Source organism: Lentzea albidocapillata subsp. violacea (assembly GCF_900100275.1).
Classification (GTDB): domain Bacteria; phylum Actinomycetota; class Actinomycetes; order Mycobacteriales; family Pseudonocardiaceae; genus Lentzea; species Lentzea violacea.
In genome coordinates this window covers 44,561-60,862 of record NZ_FNET01000016.1, presented here as the reverse complement: position 1 = coordinate 60,862, position 16,302 = coordinate 44,561, and the positions used below count along the sequence as shown (strand labels likewise).

Genomic DNA, 16,302 nt, shown 5'->3' with positions numbered 1-16,302 from the left:
CCCGCCAGAGGCTCAAGGTCAAGCCCCAATCGCAACCCCGCACTTCGTCACGACCTGATGGACCACCCTCGCAAGGTGACTGAACGTCTGGAACGCGACCAACTCCGCTGGAACAGGAACCACCCGCCCGCAACCCGACCCACGTCACGCAGATCTCAACAACACAGCCCGAGCCTCAAAATACTTCCGCAACACCACATCCACCACCAACGGATGAGCCCCAACAGGCTCAGCCACGACATCCGCCCCACAATCCGCAAGCGACCCATGAAACACCCCAGGCGCCAACAACCAGGAAGCAACAGCCACCCGACGCCCAACCCCACGCAACCCAGCCACCACCTCACCCACACGAGGCGAAGCGGTAGCCACATACCCAACCCCAGCCGCCCCAAGCAACGCCGCAGCCTGCCGAACAGTGGCCAACGCCCGAGCATCAGAAGAACCCGCCGCGGCGAGCACAACTGCGTCGCCGCGGCGGAAACCTGCCTCCCGCAACCGATCCCGCACCGCCGGCACCGCGTCCAACCCCACCGGCGACGTCAGGACCACATCAGCCCGAGGCCCGATCTGCGCGGGAATGTCCACCCGAACGTGATACCCGGCAGCCAGGAACACCGGCACCACAACACAAGGACCATCCACAACAGACCGAACGTCCGGCTGCCGGACATCGGCATACGCGACCGAGACGGGCAGATCCACCGACTCCTGAACAGCAGCGGCGATCTCCGAACACACCGCAGCCCCACGCGGATCACGCGTCCCGTGGAACGCCAACACCAGTTTCATGCAGGCTCCATCGCTAGCCGATACCCACGCTTCACGACCGTGCACACCATCTGCGGCGACCCCAGAGCGGTCCGCAACCGCCCGATCGCCGTCTCGACGGCATGCTCTTCCCCGCCAGAAGGCAAGGCAGCCAACAGGTCCTGACGCGACACCACCCGGCCACGAGCGGCCACCAGGGTCCGCAACACCGCCATCGGAGCAGGCGCGACAGGCCGCAGCTCACCGTCGATCACCACGGCCTGCGCACGCATCTCCATGTCACGAGAGGCGATCCGCAACCGCAACGCCCGCGAAGGCAACTCCAGCGCCAACTCGCGCACCATCGACCCGATCCGCGACCGGGCAGGCTGCACGACGGGAATCCCGGCGGCCACCAACGGCCCCGCGGTGATCGCGCCAACGCCAACAACAAGAACATCCCGCCGCAAGCAAGAGACCAAAGCCCCAAAATCCGGAGCAGTGCGCAGAACAGACGAAGCCGCCGGCGCCGAGGTGAACGTCAAAGCGTCCACCTGCCCGGCCAGGACAGCGTCGATCAACCGCTGCAACGGCGCCAGATCAGCCGGCGGCTCCCACCGGTAGACCGGAATCTCGACGACGAGAGCCCCGGCGGCCTCCAGCGTGTTCACGAAGTCCGGCAACGGCTCGCCGTGCAGCTGAACGGCGATTCGCTTGCCCGACACGCCCATCCGCAGCAGGTACTGCAGCAGCTCGGCGTTCGACTCGGACGAAGGCGACCAGGCCTCGACCAGGCCGGCCGCGCGGACCGCGCCCTTGGCCTTCGGGCCGCGTGGCAGGACCACGGCGCCTTCCAGTGCCCGGTGCAGACGCCCGGCGAGTCCCCATCCCTCGGCGGCCTCGAACCACCCGCGAAAGCCGATCGCGGTGGTCGCGACGACGACGTCCACGGGCGACGACACCAGCTCCAGCGTCGCGGCGTGCAGGGTCGCGTCGTCGGGCAGCGGCACGATCCGCAACGCCGGACCGTGCAGCACCGAGGCGCCCTTGCGTTCCAGCATCGCGATGAGCTCGTCGGCCCGGCGGGCCGCGGTGACACCGATCGTGAAGCCCGCCAGCGGACCCGTCATGTCAGCTCCACAACTCCGTCACGCACGCGCACCTGATGCACCGCAACGGAGACGGAAGGTTCGTCCAGGCACTTGCCGGTCGCCAGCTCGAACGCCTGCTTGTAGACCGGGGACACCACGACGGGAACGCCGCCTCGGTCGCCCACGATGCCGCGCGACAGCACCGCGGCGCCGCTGAACGGGTCGATGTTGTCGAGCGCGTGCACCGAGCCTTCCGCGGTCAGGAACACCGCCACCTGCGAGCCGTCGGGCCGCAGCGCGGCGACGCCCTGTTCCGGCCGCAACACGTCAAAGTCACAGACGATCATCTGACGACCTCCGGGATGCCCAGGGAGACGGGGACGCGCTGACCGCGTTCAGCGCGGAACGAGATCGTGGGATCGGGGACGCCCGGCGCGTTCACGAACGACGTGAACCGCGCCAGCTTCTCCGGGTCCTCCAGCACTCCACGCCATTCGTCGGCGTAGTCGGAGACGTGCGACTCCATCGCGGTCTCCAGTTCGGCGCAGATGCCGAGCTTGTCGTCGACGACGACCTCGCGCAGGTGGTCGAGCCCGCCGTCGAGCGCCTCCAGCCACGCCGAGGTGCGCTGCAGACGATCGGCCGTGCGGATGTAGAACATCAGGAACCTGTCGATCACCCGGATCAGTTCCTCAGTGTCCACATCGGACACCAGCAGGTCGGCGTGACGGGGCGTGAAGCCGCCGTTGCCGCCGACGTAGAGGTTCCAGCCGTTCTCCGTCGCGATCACGCCGAAGTCCTTGCCGCGCGCCTCGGCGCACTCACGGGCACAGCCGGAGACGGCCGACTTGAGCTTGTGCGGCGACCGCAGGCCCCGGTAGCGCAGCTCCAGCTCGATGGCGAGGCCGACGGAGTCCTGCACGCCGTAACGGCACCAGGTCGTGCCGACGCAGGACTTCACCGTGCGCAACGACTTGCCGTACGCGTGCCCTGACTCGAAGCCCGCGTCGACCAACCGGCGCCAGATCTCCGGCAGCTGGTCGACGGTCGCGCCGAACAGGTCGATGCGCTGGCCGCCGGTGATCTTCGTGTACAGGCCGTAGTCGCGGGCCACCTCACCGATGACGATCAGCTTCTCCGGCGTGATCTCACCGCCGGGGATGCGTGGCACGACCGAGTAGGTGCCGTTGCGCTGCAGGTTCGCCAGGAACCTGTCGTTGGTGTCCTGCAACGAGACCTGCGTCTCGCCCAGGATGTGCCCGTTGCCCAGCGACGCCAGGATCGAGGCCACCGCGGGCTTGCAGATGTCGCAACCACGTCCGGTGCCGTGCTTCTCGATCAACGCGGAGAACGTCGCCACGCGCGTCGCGCGGATGATCTCGAACAGCTCCGCGCGGGAGTACGTGAAGTGTTCGCACAACGCCTTGGACTGCTCGACACCGCATTCGGTCAGCAGCTTCTTCAGCATCGGCACGCACGAGCCGCAGCCCGTACCGGCCTTGGTGCACGCCTTCAGCTCCGCCACGTCGCACGCCACGCCGGACTGGATCGCGTCGGTGATCGTCTGCTTCGTGACCGCGAGACAGGAGCAGACCTGCGCGTCGGCAGGCATCTCCACGTCCACGGCGCCGCCCGGCTGCAGCAACGCGGCCGGAACCTCCTTGCCCACCAACGGCCGCAGCGACAGGTACGACGAGGCGTCACCGACGAGCACGCCACCCAGCAGGATGCGGGCGTCGTCCGACACCACGAGCTTGCTGTAGGTGCCCGCGACGGCGTTGTTGACTACGACTTCGAGCGCGCCCTCGGTCTGGGCGTGCGCGTCGCCGAACGACGCCACGTCCACCCCGAGCAGCTTCAGCTTCGTGGACACGTCGGCGCCGGGGAACACCCGCGCACCACCGGAAAGCTGGTCGGCGACCACCTCGGCCATCGAGTAACCGGGAGCCACCAGCCCGTACGTGACCCCCTCGACGGCGGCACACTCGCCGATCGCGAACACGTGCGGGTCGGCGGTCCGGCAGGCCGCGTCGACCAGATAACCACCGCGCGGCCCCAGCTCCAGCCCCAGGTCGAGGTCGGTGCGCGGCCGGATGCCGGCGCTGAACACCACGACGTCCAGGTCGAGCTCGAGTCCGCTGGCCAGCTTCGCGATCAACCGCGAACCGTCGCGTTCGATGGAGGAGGCGGACGTGCCGGTGTGCACGGTCAGGTCGAGCTTCTCGACCAGGCGCTTCAACAGCCCGGCACCACCGTCGTCCACCTGGATCGGCATCAGCCGCGGCGCCAGCTCCACGACGTGCGGCGAGACTCCCATGCCGCGCAACGCGTTGGCGGCCTCCAGGCCGAGCAGACCACCGCCGAGCACCATGCCGGAACGCCGCCCTGGGCGCGAAGCCTCCTCCACCGTCGCCCGGATCTCGTCCAGGTCGTCGACCGTGCGGTAGACGTGGCAACCGGGCAGGTCACGACCGGGCACCGGCGGCACGAACGGCACCGAGCCGGTGGCCAGCACCAGGGCGTCGTAGGAGACCTCGACACCCGAGGCGCCCACGACGACCTTGCGGGCGCGGTCCACGGACACGGCCTTCTCGCCGAGCCGGAGCTCGCAGCCGCCCAGTGTGGGCAGCTCCAGGTCCGCGAAGTTCCAGTTGTCCACATAGGACGACAGCGCGACGCGGTCGTAGGCGGGACGGGACTCCTCACCGAACACCACGATCCGCCAGGACGAGTCACGAAGGATCTCGACGAGCCGGTGGCCGACCATGCCGTTGCCAACTACGACCAAAGTCTGGGTCATCGGGCATTCCTCCTTCCGCCCGGTATGCTCACCGGACGGCGTGTCATCCCAAGGTCCGCGGTATTTCGCGGGTGTTAAAGGAAACTCTCTCCGCAGATCAGCGAGGTGTGCGTCACACGCCCGCGTAGGCGAGCGACGGACGCGCCGCGAACACGTTGCGCCGCAGGTAGAACCACCACGTGGTGCCGACGCAGAGCCCGTAGAAGACCAGGAACGCGGTCAGCGCGGGCGTCAGGGTCTTCGAGCCCTCCAGCGAGAACTTGAAGACGAGGTTCACCAGCACACCACCGGCGGCGCCGATCGCACCCGCGATGCCGACGACGGCGGCGGCCTGGCGCTTCGCGGACTTGTCGTCGTCCGACTGGGTGCGGAAGATCGCCGGGATCATCCGGTAGGTCGAGCCGTTGCCCACGCCCGCCAGCACGAACAGCGCGATGAACGAGCCGAAGAACAGCGCGAAGTTCCGCGAGTCGACACTGACGATCACGCCGACGGAGCCGATGGCGAGCCCGACGAACGTTCCCAGCGTCACCTTCGCGCCCCCGATCCGGTCCGCGAGCCAGCCACCGAACGGGCGGGCCACCGAGCCGATCAGCGCTCCGAGGAACGCGAGCGCCACCCAGCCCCTGTAGTCCACGAAACTGATCTTGATGAGCGACGGGAACGCGAACGAGAACCCGATGAACGACCCGAAGGTGCCGATGTAGAGGAACGACATCACCCAGGTGTGCCGGTTCTGCATCGCGAGCCGGTACGACTGCCCGTCCGGCTTCGCCTGGGTGAGGCTGTCCATGAAGAACCACGCGCAGGCCGTGGCGAGAACGATGAACGGCATCCAGATCAGCGCCGCGTAGGCGAGGTGGATCCCGGTGCCGACGGTGATCACGATCGGCACGAGGAGCTGCGTGATCGCGACACCGAGGTTGCCGCCGGCCGCGTTCAGGCCGAGCGCCAGGCCCTTCTTGCCCTCGGGGTAGAAGAACGAGATGTTCGCCATCGACGACGAGAAGTTGCCGCCACCGAGGCCCATCGCGGCCGAGGTCAGCAGGAAGAACCAGTAGGGCGTGCCCGGCGTCGACACCGCGTAGGCGAGCATCGTGCACGGGATGAGCAGCAACCCGGCGCTGATCGTCGTCCACACCCGGCCACCGAAGCGCGGCACCGCGAACGTGTACGGCACCCGCAGCGCGGCGCCCACCAGGTTCGGCACGATCAGCAGCCAGAACTGCTGGCCGACGCTGAAGTCGAAGCCGACGGAGCCGAGGCTCACGACGACGATGCTCATCAGCACCCAGACGCTGAACCCGAGGTTCTCCGCGAGGATGGAGAACACGAGGTTCTTGCGGGCGATCCGCTTGCCCTTGTTCTCCCAGAACTCGGGCTTCTCCGGCTCCCAGTGGTCGATCCAGCTCATCTTGAAGTCCTCCGCGGGGTCGGCGTTGCCCGGAAAACTACGAACCGCGCATTACCGAGGCGTTCTGGGCGGTGACGACGGAGGCAACTCCGCCGCACATCAGGCAGGAGCGGGCTGTGAGGCTCCGAGCCAGTCGAGCAACCCGCACACCGCGTCCTTGCAGCCACCACAGCCCGTGGTCGCGCGGGTCGCCTCCGCGAGCTGCGGCAACGACTCCGCGCCCGCACGCCAGGCCGACACGATCTGTCCCTTGGAGACGGTGTTGCACCGGCAGATCACCGCGCTGGACGGTAAATCGGCTGGCGACGCGGCCTCGGCGGGCAGCGCACGTCCCAGCAGCAAGGCCAGGCGGTCGGTCGGCGCGGGGATGCCGCGGTCGTAGAGCTGGGTGATCGTGGCCGCCGCATCCGGCGCGCCGAGCACGATCGCGCCCGTCACCCGGTCGTCGCGCAGCACGAGCTTGGCGTACCGGCCGCGCGAAGGTTCCTGGAAACACAGGACTTCCGAGTCCGGACAGTCCACATCGGTGTGCACCTCACCCAGCGCCGCGAGGTCGACGTCGCGCGCTTTCAGCCGCGTGACAACGGAAGTGCCCCGGTAGCGAGCGGACGGGTCCGTGCCGGTCAGGCGGTCCGCGAGCACGGCGGCCTGGTCCCACGCGGGCTGCACCAGGCCCGACACCGTGCCGGGGTGCTGGGCGCAGTCACCGATCGCGTGGATGCGCGGGTCGCTGGTGCGCAACGCGTCGTCCACGACGATGCCGCGGTCGACGGTCAGGCCTGCCCGCACCGCCAGCGACGTCTCGGCGCGCACACCGGCGGAGACCACGACGAGCTCGGCGGGGACGTGCGTGCCGTCGTCGAGGATCAGGCCGTCGCCGGGCAGGTACTTGGTGGCCATGGAGTTCAGGCGGAACTCGATGCCGAGCTTGCCGAGCGTGCGCGCGAGCACGCCACCGGCACCGGGGTCGAGCTGACGTTCCATGAGGTGGCCGACGGGGTGCACGACCGTGACCAGGCAGCCGCGTCCGGCCAGGCCGCGGGCGGCCTCGATGCCGAGCAGTCCACCGCCGAGGACGGCGACGGGCATGCCCTTGCCGGCCTTGGCCTCGATCTGGGCGCAGTCGTCGAGGGTGCGGAAGGCGACGACGCCGGGGGCGAACCTGCCGTCCTCGGTGAGGCCTTCGGCCGGTGGCACCCAGGGGACGCTGCCGGTGGCGAGGACGAGGGCGTCGTAGGGAATGGCCGGCGCCGGATCACCACCGGCCCTGCCGACCACCACGGTGCGCGCGGTGCGGTCGACCTCCAGGACTTCCCAGCCCAGCCGCAGATCGACGCGGTGCTCCTCCGCCCACTTCTCGTCGTGCAGCCGCGTCGACTCCGGCGTCATCGTGCCCGCCACCACCGTCGACAAGAGCACGCGGTTGTACGCGGCGTGCGGTTCCGCACCCACGACGGTGATGGAGATGTCCTGATCGCGCCGCCGGAGTTCGTCCGCCAGCCGCGCCCCCGCCATGCCGTACCCGACGATCACGACTCGTCTCATGCCCGCTCCAATCGAACCGCGCATACCTTGAACTCGGGCATCCGGCTCGTGGGATCGAGCGCGGGGTTGGTGAGCAGGTTCGCCCGCCCGTCACCGGGGAAGTGGAACGGCAGGAACACCGCGTCGGCGCGCATGCTCGGCACGCACCGCACGACCGCCGTCACCGTTCCCCGTCTGGACACGACGTGTGCGGACTCGCCGGAAGCGAGGCCGGCCCGCGCAGCCGTGTCCGGGTGGACTTCGACGTACATCTCGGGGACGGCCTTCATCAGCTCGCCGATCCGCCGCGTCTGCGCTCCTGACTGGTAGTGCTGCAGGACGCGCCCGGTGGTGGCCTGCAACGGGAACTCCTCGTCCGGCGGCTCGGCGGGGCCGCGGTGGTCGACCGGGATGAACCGCGCCAGGCCGTCGGGATGCGCGAACCGGTCGAGGAAGAGCCTTGGTGTGCCGGGATGATCCACCGACGGCACCGGCCAGTGCAGCTGCTCGGACTCCAGCCGCTCGTAGGTGATGCCGGAGTAGTCCGACAGACCGCCGGCGGACGCCCGTCGCAACTCCTCGAAGACCTCGACCGGCGCCACCGGGAACTTCTCGCCGACACCGAGCCGCGAGGCGAGGCCCTGCAACAACTCCAGGTCGCTGCGCACCCCGGCGGGTGGGTCGAGTGCCTTGCGGCGCCTGATGATCCGGCCTTCGAGGTTGGTCATCGTGCCGTCTTCCTCGGCCCACTGCGTCACCGGGAACACGACGTCGGCCATCGCGGCGGTCTCCGACATCACGAAGTCCGCCACCACCAACAGGTCCAGCGCTTTGAACCGGTCGACGACACCGGACGCCCGCGGCGCCGACACCACCGGATTGCTGCCGAACACCAGCATCGCCCTGATGTCGTCGGCGACCAGCAGCTCGTACGCGCTGCGCCCCGGACCGGGCAGCCAGTCGACGCCCCAGACGTCCATGATGTGCTGCCGCGCAACGGGATCGTCGATCTTGCGGTACCCCGGCAGCTGGTCGGCCTTCTGCCCGTGCTCGCGGCCGCCCTGGCCGTTGCCCTGCCCGGTCAGGCAGCCGTACCCCGAACCGGCGCGACCGGGCAGACCCAGCGCCAGCGCCAGGTTGATCCACGCCGAGACGTTGTCCGTGCCGGACGCGTGCTGCTCGGTGCCGCGCCCGGTCAGCACGTACGACCGCCCGGCCAGCATGTGCACGGCAGCGCGCTGGTCGGCGGCGGACACACCCGTGACGCGTTCGGCCCGCTCGGGCCACCACCCCGCCGCCACCCGCCACGCGTCGTCGAAACCAGAGGTCCGCGAGGAGATGTACTCCTTGTCGATCACGCCCTCGATGACGGCCGTGTGCAGCAACCCCAGCGCCAGCGCCAGGTCCGTGCCCGGCGCGGGCTGCAGGTGCAACGTCGCGCGCTCGGCGGTCGGCGTGCGCCGCGGGTCGATGACGATCAGCCGCGCGCCTTCGAGGTGCCGCAGGAACGGCGGCATCGTCTCGGCCGGGTTCGAGCCCGCCAGCAGCACGGTGTCGGCGCCGCGCAGGTCCGCCATGGGGAACGGCAACCCGCGGTCCAGCCCGAACGCCCTGTTGCCCGCGGCGGCGGCCGACGACATGCAGAACCGGCCGTTGTAGTCGATCTGCGAGGTCCTCAACGCGACGCGCGCGAACTTGCCGAGCGCGTAGGCCTTCTCGTTCGTCAACCCGCCGCCGCCGAACACGGCGACCTCGTCGGGTTCGTAGGAGGTGATCCGCGCGGCCACGAAGTCCAGTGCCTCGTCCCACGACACCGGCCGGCCGTGCAGGAGAGGCGTGGTGAGCCGGCCGGGATGGCGCAGCAGCTCCCCTGCCGTCCAGCCCTTCTGGCACAGCCCACCGGGACCAGGTGTCACCTGGCCGTCGATGACGCTCATGGAGCACTGCAGCGCGCAGTAGGGGCAATGGGTCACGCCGCTGACGCTAAGAAGCCCCCGTTAACGCCGCGCGCCGAAATGTTTCCGACGTGGAAAATGACCCGCTCAGAGCAGTGCGGTGACCTGGTGAGCAGCACGTTCCAAGCCCGCAAAGGACTGTGACGTTGACAACGGGTGCAGCGCGTGCACAGCCAGCCGGAACAACGTCGCGCGCACCAGCGCCTGCTCCCACTCGGCCTGGTGACTCCACCGGTGGAACAGCCCGGAGTCCGCGCCGCCCCACGCGACGGCGTCCACCGCGACCACGGCGGCGGCCCACTCGGCGGGGCGCCAGTAGGCGGTGAAGTCGATGACGGCCGGCGGCGCGTTGCCCGCGAACAGCACGTTGCCGAACAGGTCACCGTGCACGACCTGCGGCTTCAGGTTGATCGGCTTCTGCGCTTCCTTGAGCAGGTCGAACAGCCTGCCGCCGAGGCCGGCCTCGAGCGGCACGTCCTCCTCGCCCCACGCCTTGCGGTCGGCGACGGCGAACACGTCCGTGCGCGCGTCCAGGAACCGCGGCTTGGGCAGTTCGGCGGTGGCCTGGTGCAGGCGCTGCGCGACGGCGATGACCTCGTCGTGCCGCGCCTCGGCCCGGCCTGCCAGGAACTTGGTGGCCGACCAGCCGCCGACGACGTACCGGCCGTCGGTGGACCGCAGCGGCCGGCCGATGCGCAGGTGGTGGACGTCGAGGCCGTCGAGGGTCTTGGCGATCCAGGTGGCCTCGGCGGGCCGGGGAGACGGTCTGATCGTGGCGTCACCGCAACGCCAGGCGGGACCGCCGTCGATCAGCTCCGGCTCGGCGTCGCGTGCCCCGAACGCCGCACGCACGTGCGCTGGGGGCGGTTCGGGGGAGCGGGTCACGGTCGGGCACGCTACCGTGTTTTTTGGTCGCTGCTCCGCAGACTCCGGGCGTGTTCGCCGGGAAGCCGCGAACACGCAAAACCCTCGCTCGCTCGGGCCTGGGCCGAACAGCCCAGAGCCTGAGCGTCTGCAAGTACTACCGACTGGGCCGTTGGCAGTACTTGCAGACGCCGTCAAGCCATCAGTAGGTCGGCAGGCTCGGGTCGACCTCGCGGGCCCACGCCAGCACACCGCCGCCGACGTGCACGGCGTCGGAGAAGCCCGCCTTGTGCAGCGCCGCGAGCGCCTCCGCGGAACGGGCGCCGGACTTGCAGTGCAGCACCAGCGGCTTGTCCTGCGGCAGCTCCGCGAACGCCTCCCCGGACAGGATCCTGTCCTTGGGGATCAGCACCGAGCCCGGGATCTTCACGATCTCGTACTCGTGCGGCTCGCGCACGTCCACCAGCAGGAAGTCCTCACCGGACTCCTGCTTGTGCTTGAGCTCGAGCGGCGTGATCGTGTTGCCCGCGGCCGCCTGCTGCGCGTCCGTGGACACGACACCGCAGAACGCCTCGTAGTCGATCAGCTCGGTGATCTTCGGCGACTCCGGGTCCTTGCGGATCTTGATCGTCCGGTAGGACATCTCCAGCGCGTCGTAGACCATCAGGCGGCCCAGCAGCGGGTCGCCGATGCCCGTGAGCAGCTTGATCGCCTCGGTCACCATGATCGAGCCGATCGACGCGCACAGCACGCCCAGCACGCCGCCCTCGGCGCACGACGGGACCATGCCGGGAGGCGGCGGCTCCGGGTAGAGGTCGCGGTAGTTGAGGCCCTGGCCGTCCGGTGCGTCCTCCCAGAAGACGCTGACCTGGCCCTCGAACCGGAAGATCGAACCCCACACGTACGGCTTGCCCAGCAGCACCGCGGCGTCGTTCACCAGGTACCTGGTGGCGAAGTTGTCGGTGCCGTCGAGGATCAGGTCGTAGTCGCGGAAGATCTCCAGCGCGTTCTCTGAGTTCAGGTGCGTCTGGTGCAGGATCACCTTGACGAACGGGTTGATCTCGGCGACCGAGTCGCGCGCCGACTCCGCCTTCGGGCGGCCGACGTCGGACTGGCCGTGAATCACCTGACGCTGCAGGTTCGACTCGTCCACGACGTCGAAGTCGACGACGCCGAGCGTGCCGACCCCGGCCGCGGCCAGGTACAGCAGTGCCGGGCTACCAAGGCCGCCCGCGCCGACGACGAGCACCTTCGCGTTCTTCAGCCGCTTCTGCCCGTCCACCCCGACGTCCGGGATGATCAAGTGGCGGCTGTAGCGCGCGACTTCTTCCTTGGTCAGCTCCGCGGCTGGCTCAACGAGCGGCGGAAGCGCCATGCTGGTCCTCCTCGACGAATGTCTCCGTGTCCGAGACAACGTCTACCCTGCCTCGACTCTTCCCCGTTGGAAAGCTGTCTCAGCCTGCGGGAAACGCGTTCGGCGTGCACACCTTGCCGTCGGCGGGAACGACGTCCTGGCCCGCGTTGAGCTGAGAGACGAAGTCGTTCGAGACGCCGAACGTCTGCTGCATCATCACGGGGGCGGGCGCGCCGTTCTCGGCGCAGGCCGCGTGGCCGCTGCCCAGGGCGTGACCGACCTCGTGGTTGATCACGTACGTGCGGTATCCGGCCAGGTCAGGGCCGTAGACCATGGCGCCGCGCACCCAGCGGGCGACGTTGATGATCACGCGCTTGGTACTGGGGTTCCAGCAGGAGGTCTCGAACGGGATCTCCTTGCCGCACAGCGTGTGGGTCGTCTTCGTCGTGGTCAGCGCCACGACGAAGTCCGGGTTCTGGTTCGCCTCGACGCGCTGCAACGCGACCTGCTTGGTGCCGATCCAGCTGCGCGGGTCGGCCAGGAACCCGTCGACCGTGCGCGCGAACGCGGCCGGGTCGTCGTTGTAGTCGGCCGGTTTCACGCCGTCCTCGATGGCGATCGCGTACTTGCGGAACTTCGGCGCGTTGGCCTCTCCGACGCGCGGGCCGCTGCCGGCGATCACCTTGAACGTGCCTACGCCGTCCTGCGAGAAGTCCGGACCCGCGGGCAGTTCGGCGGTCGGGATCTTCAGGTCGGGCTTCTTGGCGGGCAGCTCGGACGGGGGCACCTCCGGCGTGGTCACGGGCGTCTCGGCGGCGTTCGTGCTGCCGCCGGCGCCGGTCGCGGGCGCCTTCGGCTGCACCGTGTCGAGCACCACCAGAGCCGTCAGCACGAGCAGGACCGGGATCGCATAGATCCGCCAGCCGTAGTTGGCGACCAGCTTCCTGACGCCACGACGTTTGCGCGGCCTGCGCAGGGCCTGGGTGCCGTCCGGCTCCCAGGCGGCCGCGAGCGGTTCCGCGCTGGTCCGGCGCTCGCCGCGACGGTAGCGGTCAGCGGGCGGAGCAGTACGTCCTCGCTCGGGGGCGCGATTCACGTGCTCCAGGGTCCCACACCCCCCGTCCGGCCGTCGTTCGTCACCATGAGTGTCGATCGACCGCCTCCCACATGCCCAGCACGGCCCTCGCCACGGTGGCGGGCCGCTCCATCTGGGCGACGTGGCCGGTCCTGGGAAGCACCAGCAGTCGTCCCTTGGGCAGCGACCGTGCCGTCCGCGGGCCCTTCCGCACGCTGACGAGCCGGTCGTTCTCGCCCCAGAGCACCAGCGTCGGCGCCTTGACCAGCGGGAGCAGCCGCCACAGCGACTTCGGACCGGGTATGAGCCAGCTCTGCATCAGGCCGAACGTGCTGCGGTTGAGCGCCTGCCCCGCCCACTGCTGCCGGGCGCGCTCCTCGTTCTCCTTGATCGACTCCTCGATGCGGTGGTCGGGCACCACGCTCGGGTCGGCGAAGCACAGCTCCAGCATCTGCTTCGTGCGCTGGTGCGCGGACAGCTTCGCGAGCTCACGACGCACCCTGGCCCCGACGATCGGCAGGACGGCGAGCGCCATCCGCGGATCGGACATGCGGTCGAGACGCGGCCTGAGGTCGGGCACGGCCGGCGAGACCAGCGTCAGCGTCCTCACGAGATCCGGCCTGCTCGCGGCCACCATGACGGAGATCGCGCCACCCATGGAGTTACCGAGCAGGTGCACGGGCTGTGAGAGCGTTTCCAGGTACTTGATCACCGTGCGGGCGTGCGTGGCGAGACTGAAGTCGTAGCCGGGAATCGGCTCCGACCGGCCGAACCCCGGCAGGTCGATCGAGTAGCCGCTGACATGGTCTTTCAGCTGCGCCGCGAGATCTGTCCAGTTCGTCGCGGACCCGCCAAGCCCGTGCACGTACACGGCCGGCGGCCCGTCGCCCGGGGTGACCCTCACGTGCACCTCGTGGTCGTCTACCTGGTGAAACTCGCCGGGCCACGGCGTCTGGGACTTGTCCAACGGCGGCAGCTCGACGGTGGACAACGGGGCAGGATTGATGGTGCTCACCGGACCAGGATGCGGGAAAGAACGCTCAGATGGTTCCCGGAAGTCGGCTACCAGCGAGTAAGGTTGCGCTCAGCCTCGGTCTGGCAACCCCTGTCCGACGGCGGATCACTCGTGCTGGAGGCACCATGACGGAGACGGCGCAGAGCGCACCCGCAGGCAGGGGCGTTCGACTGCCGCGCACCGCCCGCCGCGCGCAACTGCTGGCAGCGGCGCAGGACGTGTTCGTCGCCAACGGCTACCACGCCGCGGCGATGGACGAGATCGCCGAGCGTGCGGGCGTGTCCAAGCCGGTGCTGTACCAACACTTCCCGGGCAAGCTGGAGCTCTACATGGCGCTCCTTGAGTCCCATGTGGACGAGCTGGTCGGCCGCGTGCGCACCGCCATCGGTTCCACCACGGACAACAAGCTCCGCGTCCGCGCCGCCGTGGCCGCCTTCTACGACTTCGTGGACGGCGAGGGCCAGGCGTTCCGCATGGTGTTCGAGTCGGACCTGCGTTCCGAACCGGCCGTGCAGTCGGCCGTGGAACGCGCGACCACCGACTCCGTGGACGCGATCACCGACACGATCACCGCGGACGCGGGCCTGGACGAGGAGCGGGCTCGCCTGCTGGCCGTCGGCCTCGTCGGGCTGTCCCAGGTCACCGCACGGTCGTGGCTCGCGGACAACCGCCGTGTGCCCAAGGAGGACGCCGTGGCGCTGATCTCCAACCTGGCCTGGCGCGGCATCGGCGGCGGTTTCCCGCTCCAGCACTGATCTCGACGAGAAAAGGGCCCGCGAGTGCGGGCCCTTTGTCTCACATCAGCGCGGCTATTCGTCTCGCCACGTCCTCCGACCGTTCCAGCGGCAACATGTGCCCGGTCTTGGGATAGATCACGAACTGCGCGCCCGGCAACGCCTCGGCGAGCACCCGTGAGTGCCGCATCGGCGTGAGCACGTCCCACGACCCGGCCATCACGACCGTGGGGATGTCCGCGAGCACCGCGAGCGCTTCCCGGCGCTGGTGCAACGTCAGCTCCTCGCGGATCCCGACGAACGCCTCACCGGTCGTGTTGCCCGCCATCGCCGCGGCCGCGCGCACGTCGGCCCACCGCGGCCGCCGCCCGAACGTCATCCGCAGCCCTGGGGTGAGCACGCGGCCGAACCCGACCTTCGGCCGCCGGACCAGCCATCGCCCGGCGAGCCGCTCCGCCCAGAGCTGCTGGGGCAGGTTCCCGCACGACGTGGCGATCAACGCCACCCCGGACACCCGCGCGAACAGCTCGGGCCGCTGCTCGGCCAGCGCCATGATCGTCATGCCGCCCAGCGAGTGGCCGGCCAGCACGATCCGCCCGGACGGAGCGCATTCCTCCAGCACGGCGGCCAGGTCGTCGGCCAGCTCCGAGATCGTGCCCGCACCCGAAGACCCGCCGTGACCGCGCACGTCGTACCGCACCACCCGGCCAGGCAGTGCGGCGGCGACGCGGTCCCAGGTGGTCAGGTCCATGGTCCACCCGTGCAGCAGAACCGCGGTCACGCCGGAGGACGAAGGCCCCGACGTGACGACGTTCAGCCGATCAAGAACGAGCGACGCCATGAGCGCATCCCCGGCCTTCCCACCAGTCCGGCCTCGTCCAGGAACGTCATGATCCGCTCGCCGGACCAGCGGATCATCTCCTGGAACCGCTCGTTGCCCAGCGCCTGGCGGTGGGCCTCGCGCACGTCGAGCCCGACGGCGGCGTACGCGGCGGGGTTGATGATCGCGCGCGTGATCATCATCGACACGTACCCGACCAGCCACTTCTGGTACGGCATCTCGTAGCCCTTCAGCTCCGACATGCCGCGCAGCAGCTCCTCGCGCGCGAACCGCACGTGCCGGGCCTCTTCCAGCACGTGGATCCGGTTCACCATCCGCACGAGCGGCTGGATGGTGTCGTCGGTCATCGCCTCGCGCTGCAGCCGGTCGAGGATCTCCTCCGCGACCAGGATCGAGCCGTACATCGCGGGCCCGTAGCCGATGATCGGCAGCAGCTTGCCCATGCGGTGCGTGTGGCGGGTGGGCCCGTAGGCCGGGCAGCCGATCCGTTCGACCAGGCGCGCGAACATCGTCGAGTGACGGCACTCGTCGGCGACCTCGGTCAGCGCGTACTGGGCGTGCCGCGTGGTCGGGTCGGTGTTGTAGACGACCTTCACCAGCATCTGCATGAGCAGCAGCTCGAACCACAGGCCGACGGACGCGATCGACGCCAGCTCGTGCTTCGACAGCTCGACGCGCTGCTCCTGCGACAGCGAGTCGTAGAGAGGCGTGCCGTAGAGCGAAATGCGCTTTTCAGGGATGTAGAAGAGACCGTCGACCAGAGGTGCGGACCAGTCGATGTCCACCTCGGGGTCGTAGAACTTCTCGGCGGACGACTTGAGGAGCCGTTCCGCTGTCTTCTCCCGATCGGCGACCCTCATCGGTTGCCCTCCCCGGTAAGTGTTA

Annotated in this window: 14 protein-coding genes; 1 reads left to right on the top strand and 13 read right to left on the bottom strand. The window is 69.4% G+C overall.

The genetic code is table 11. The features are described 5' to 3' along the window. Positions 1-144 precede the first annotated feature (144 nt). The 11 genes from BLR21_RS29740 to BLR21_RS29690 all read right to left on the bottom strand — a co-directional run bounded on the left by BLR21_RS29740 (position 145) and on the right by BLR21_RS29690 (position 13,842). Positions 145-792: a sirohydrochlorin chelatase gene (locus tag BLR21_RS29740; protein ID WP_090011117.1), complete on the bottom strand. Its 648-nt coding sequence runs from the start codon at positions 790-792 to the stop codon at positions 145-147. Then, positions 789-1,880 (bottom strand): uroporphyrinogen-III synthase, encoded by a 1,092-nt coding sequence (locus tag BLR21_RS29735; protein WP_090011115.1) that lies wholly within the window; start codon positions 1,878-1,880, stop codon positions 789-791. Before BLR21_RS29735 ends, BLR21_RS29740 begins: the two co-directional genes overlap by 4 nt. Beyond that, positions 1,877-2,188 carry a nitrite reductase small subunit NirD gene (gene nirD / locus BLR21_RS29730; protein WP_090011113.1) on the bottom strand — a complete coding sequence of 104 codons (312 nt, stop codon included), beginning with the start codon at positions 2,186-2,188 and terminating at the stop codon, positions 1,877-1,879. Before nirD ends, BLR21_RS29735 begins: the two co-directional genes overlap by 4 nt. Further along, positions 2,185-4,641 carry a nitrite reductase large subunit NirB gene (gene nirB / locus BLR21_RS29725; RefSeq protein WP_090011111.1) on the bottom strand — a complete coding sequence of 819 codons (2,457 nt, stop codon included), beginning with the start codon at positions 4,639-4,641 and terminating at the stop codon, positions 2,185-2,187. Before nirB ends, nirD begins: the two co-directional genes overlap by 4 nt. 112 nt (positions 4,642-4,753) lie before the next feature. Next, positions 4,754-6,055 (bottom strand): MFS transporter, encoded by a 1,302-nt coding sequence (locus BLR21_RS29720; RefSeq protein WP_090011109.1) that lies wholly within the window; start codon positions 6,053-6,055, stop codon positions 4,754-4,756. Between the two features lie 99 nt (positions 6,056-6,154). Then, positions 6,155-7,600, bottom strand: coding sequence for an FAD-dependent oxidoreductase (locus BLR21_RS29715; protein WP_090011107.1), 1,446 nt, complete (start codon positions 7,598-7,600; stop codon positions 6,155-6,157). Next, entirely contained in the window at positions 7,597-9,516 is a 1,920-nt protein-coding gene (locus tag BLR21_RS29710) for a molybdopterin oxidoreductase family protein (protein ID WP_090011106.1), read from the bottom strand. Before BLR21_RS29710 ends, BLR21_RS29715 begins: the two co-directional genes overlap by 4 nt. A 105-nt stretch (positions 9,517-9,621) precedes the next feature. Then, complete coding sequence (locus BLR21_RS29705; protein WP_090011104.1) at positions 9,622-10,419, bottom strand: TIGR02569 family protein; 798 nt, start codon at positions 10,417-10,419, stop codon at positions 9,622-9,624. A gap of 181 nt (positions 10,420-10,600) precedes the next feature. Beyond that, on the bottom strand, positions 10,601-11,773 hold the full coding sequence (gene moeZ, locus BLR21_RS29700) for an adenylyltransferase/sulfurtransferase MoeZ (RefSeq protein WP_030480928.1): 1,173 nt from the start codon (positions 11,771-11,773) through the stop codon (positions 10,601-10,603). Between the two features lie 79 nt (positions 11,774-11,852). Then, on the bottom strand, positions 11,853-12,848 hold the full coding sequence (locus tag BLR21_RS29695; RefSeq protein WP_256335016.1) for a DUF3152 domain-containing protein: 996 nt from the start codon (positions 12,846-12,848) through the stop codon (positions 11,853-11,855). A gap of 40 nt (positions 12,849-12,888) precedes the next feature. Next, positions 12,889-13,842, bottom strand: a complete 954-nt coding sequence (locus BLR21_RS29690) for an alpha/beta fold hydrolase (protein ID WP_218130998.1) — start codon at positions 13,840-13,842, stop codon at positions 12,889-12,891. A 125-nt stretch (positions 13,843-13,967) separates the two neighbouring features. Here BLR21_RS29690 and BLR21_RS29685 point away from each other — a divergent pair, with 125 nt between their 5' ends. Further along, on the top strand, positions 13,968-14,597 hold the full coding sequence (locus BLR21_RS29685; RefSeq protein WP_030480925.1) for a TetR/AcrR family transcriptional regulator: 630 nt from the start codon (positions 13,968-13,970) through the stop codon (positions 14,595-14,597). 40 nt (positions 14,598-14,637) lie between these two features. On the opposite strand, the gene BLR21_RS29680 is transcribed toward BLR21_RS29685, so the two are convergent. Together BLR21_RS29680 and BLR21_RS29675 are read right to left on the bottom strand one after the other, a co-directional pair. Then, complete coding sequence (locus BLR21_RS29680; protein WP_090011100.1) at positions 14,638-15,417, bottom strand: alpha/beta fold hydrolase; 780 nt, start codon at positions 15,415-15,417, stop codon at positions 14,638-14,640. Continuing rightward, positions 15,390-16,277, bottom strand: coding sequence for an AurF N-oxygenase family protein (locus tag BLR21_RS29675; RefSeq protein ID WP_090011099.1), 888 nt, complete (start codon positions 16,275-16,277; stop codon positions 15,390-15,392). Before BLR21_RS29675 ends, BLR21_RS29680 begins: the two co-directional genes overlap by 28 nt. Positions 16,278-16,302 lie beyond the last annotated feature (25 nt).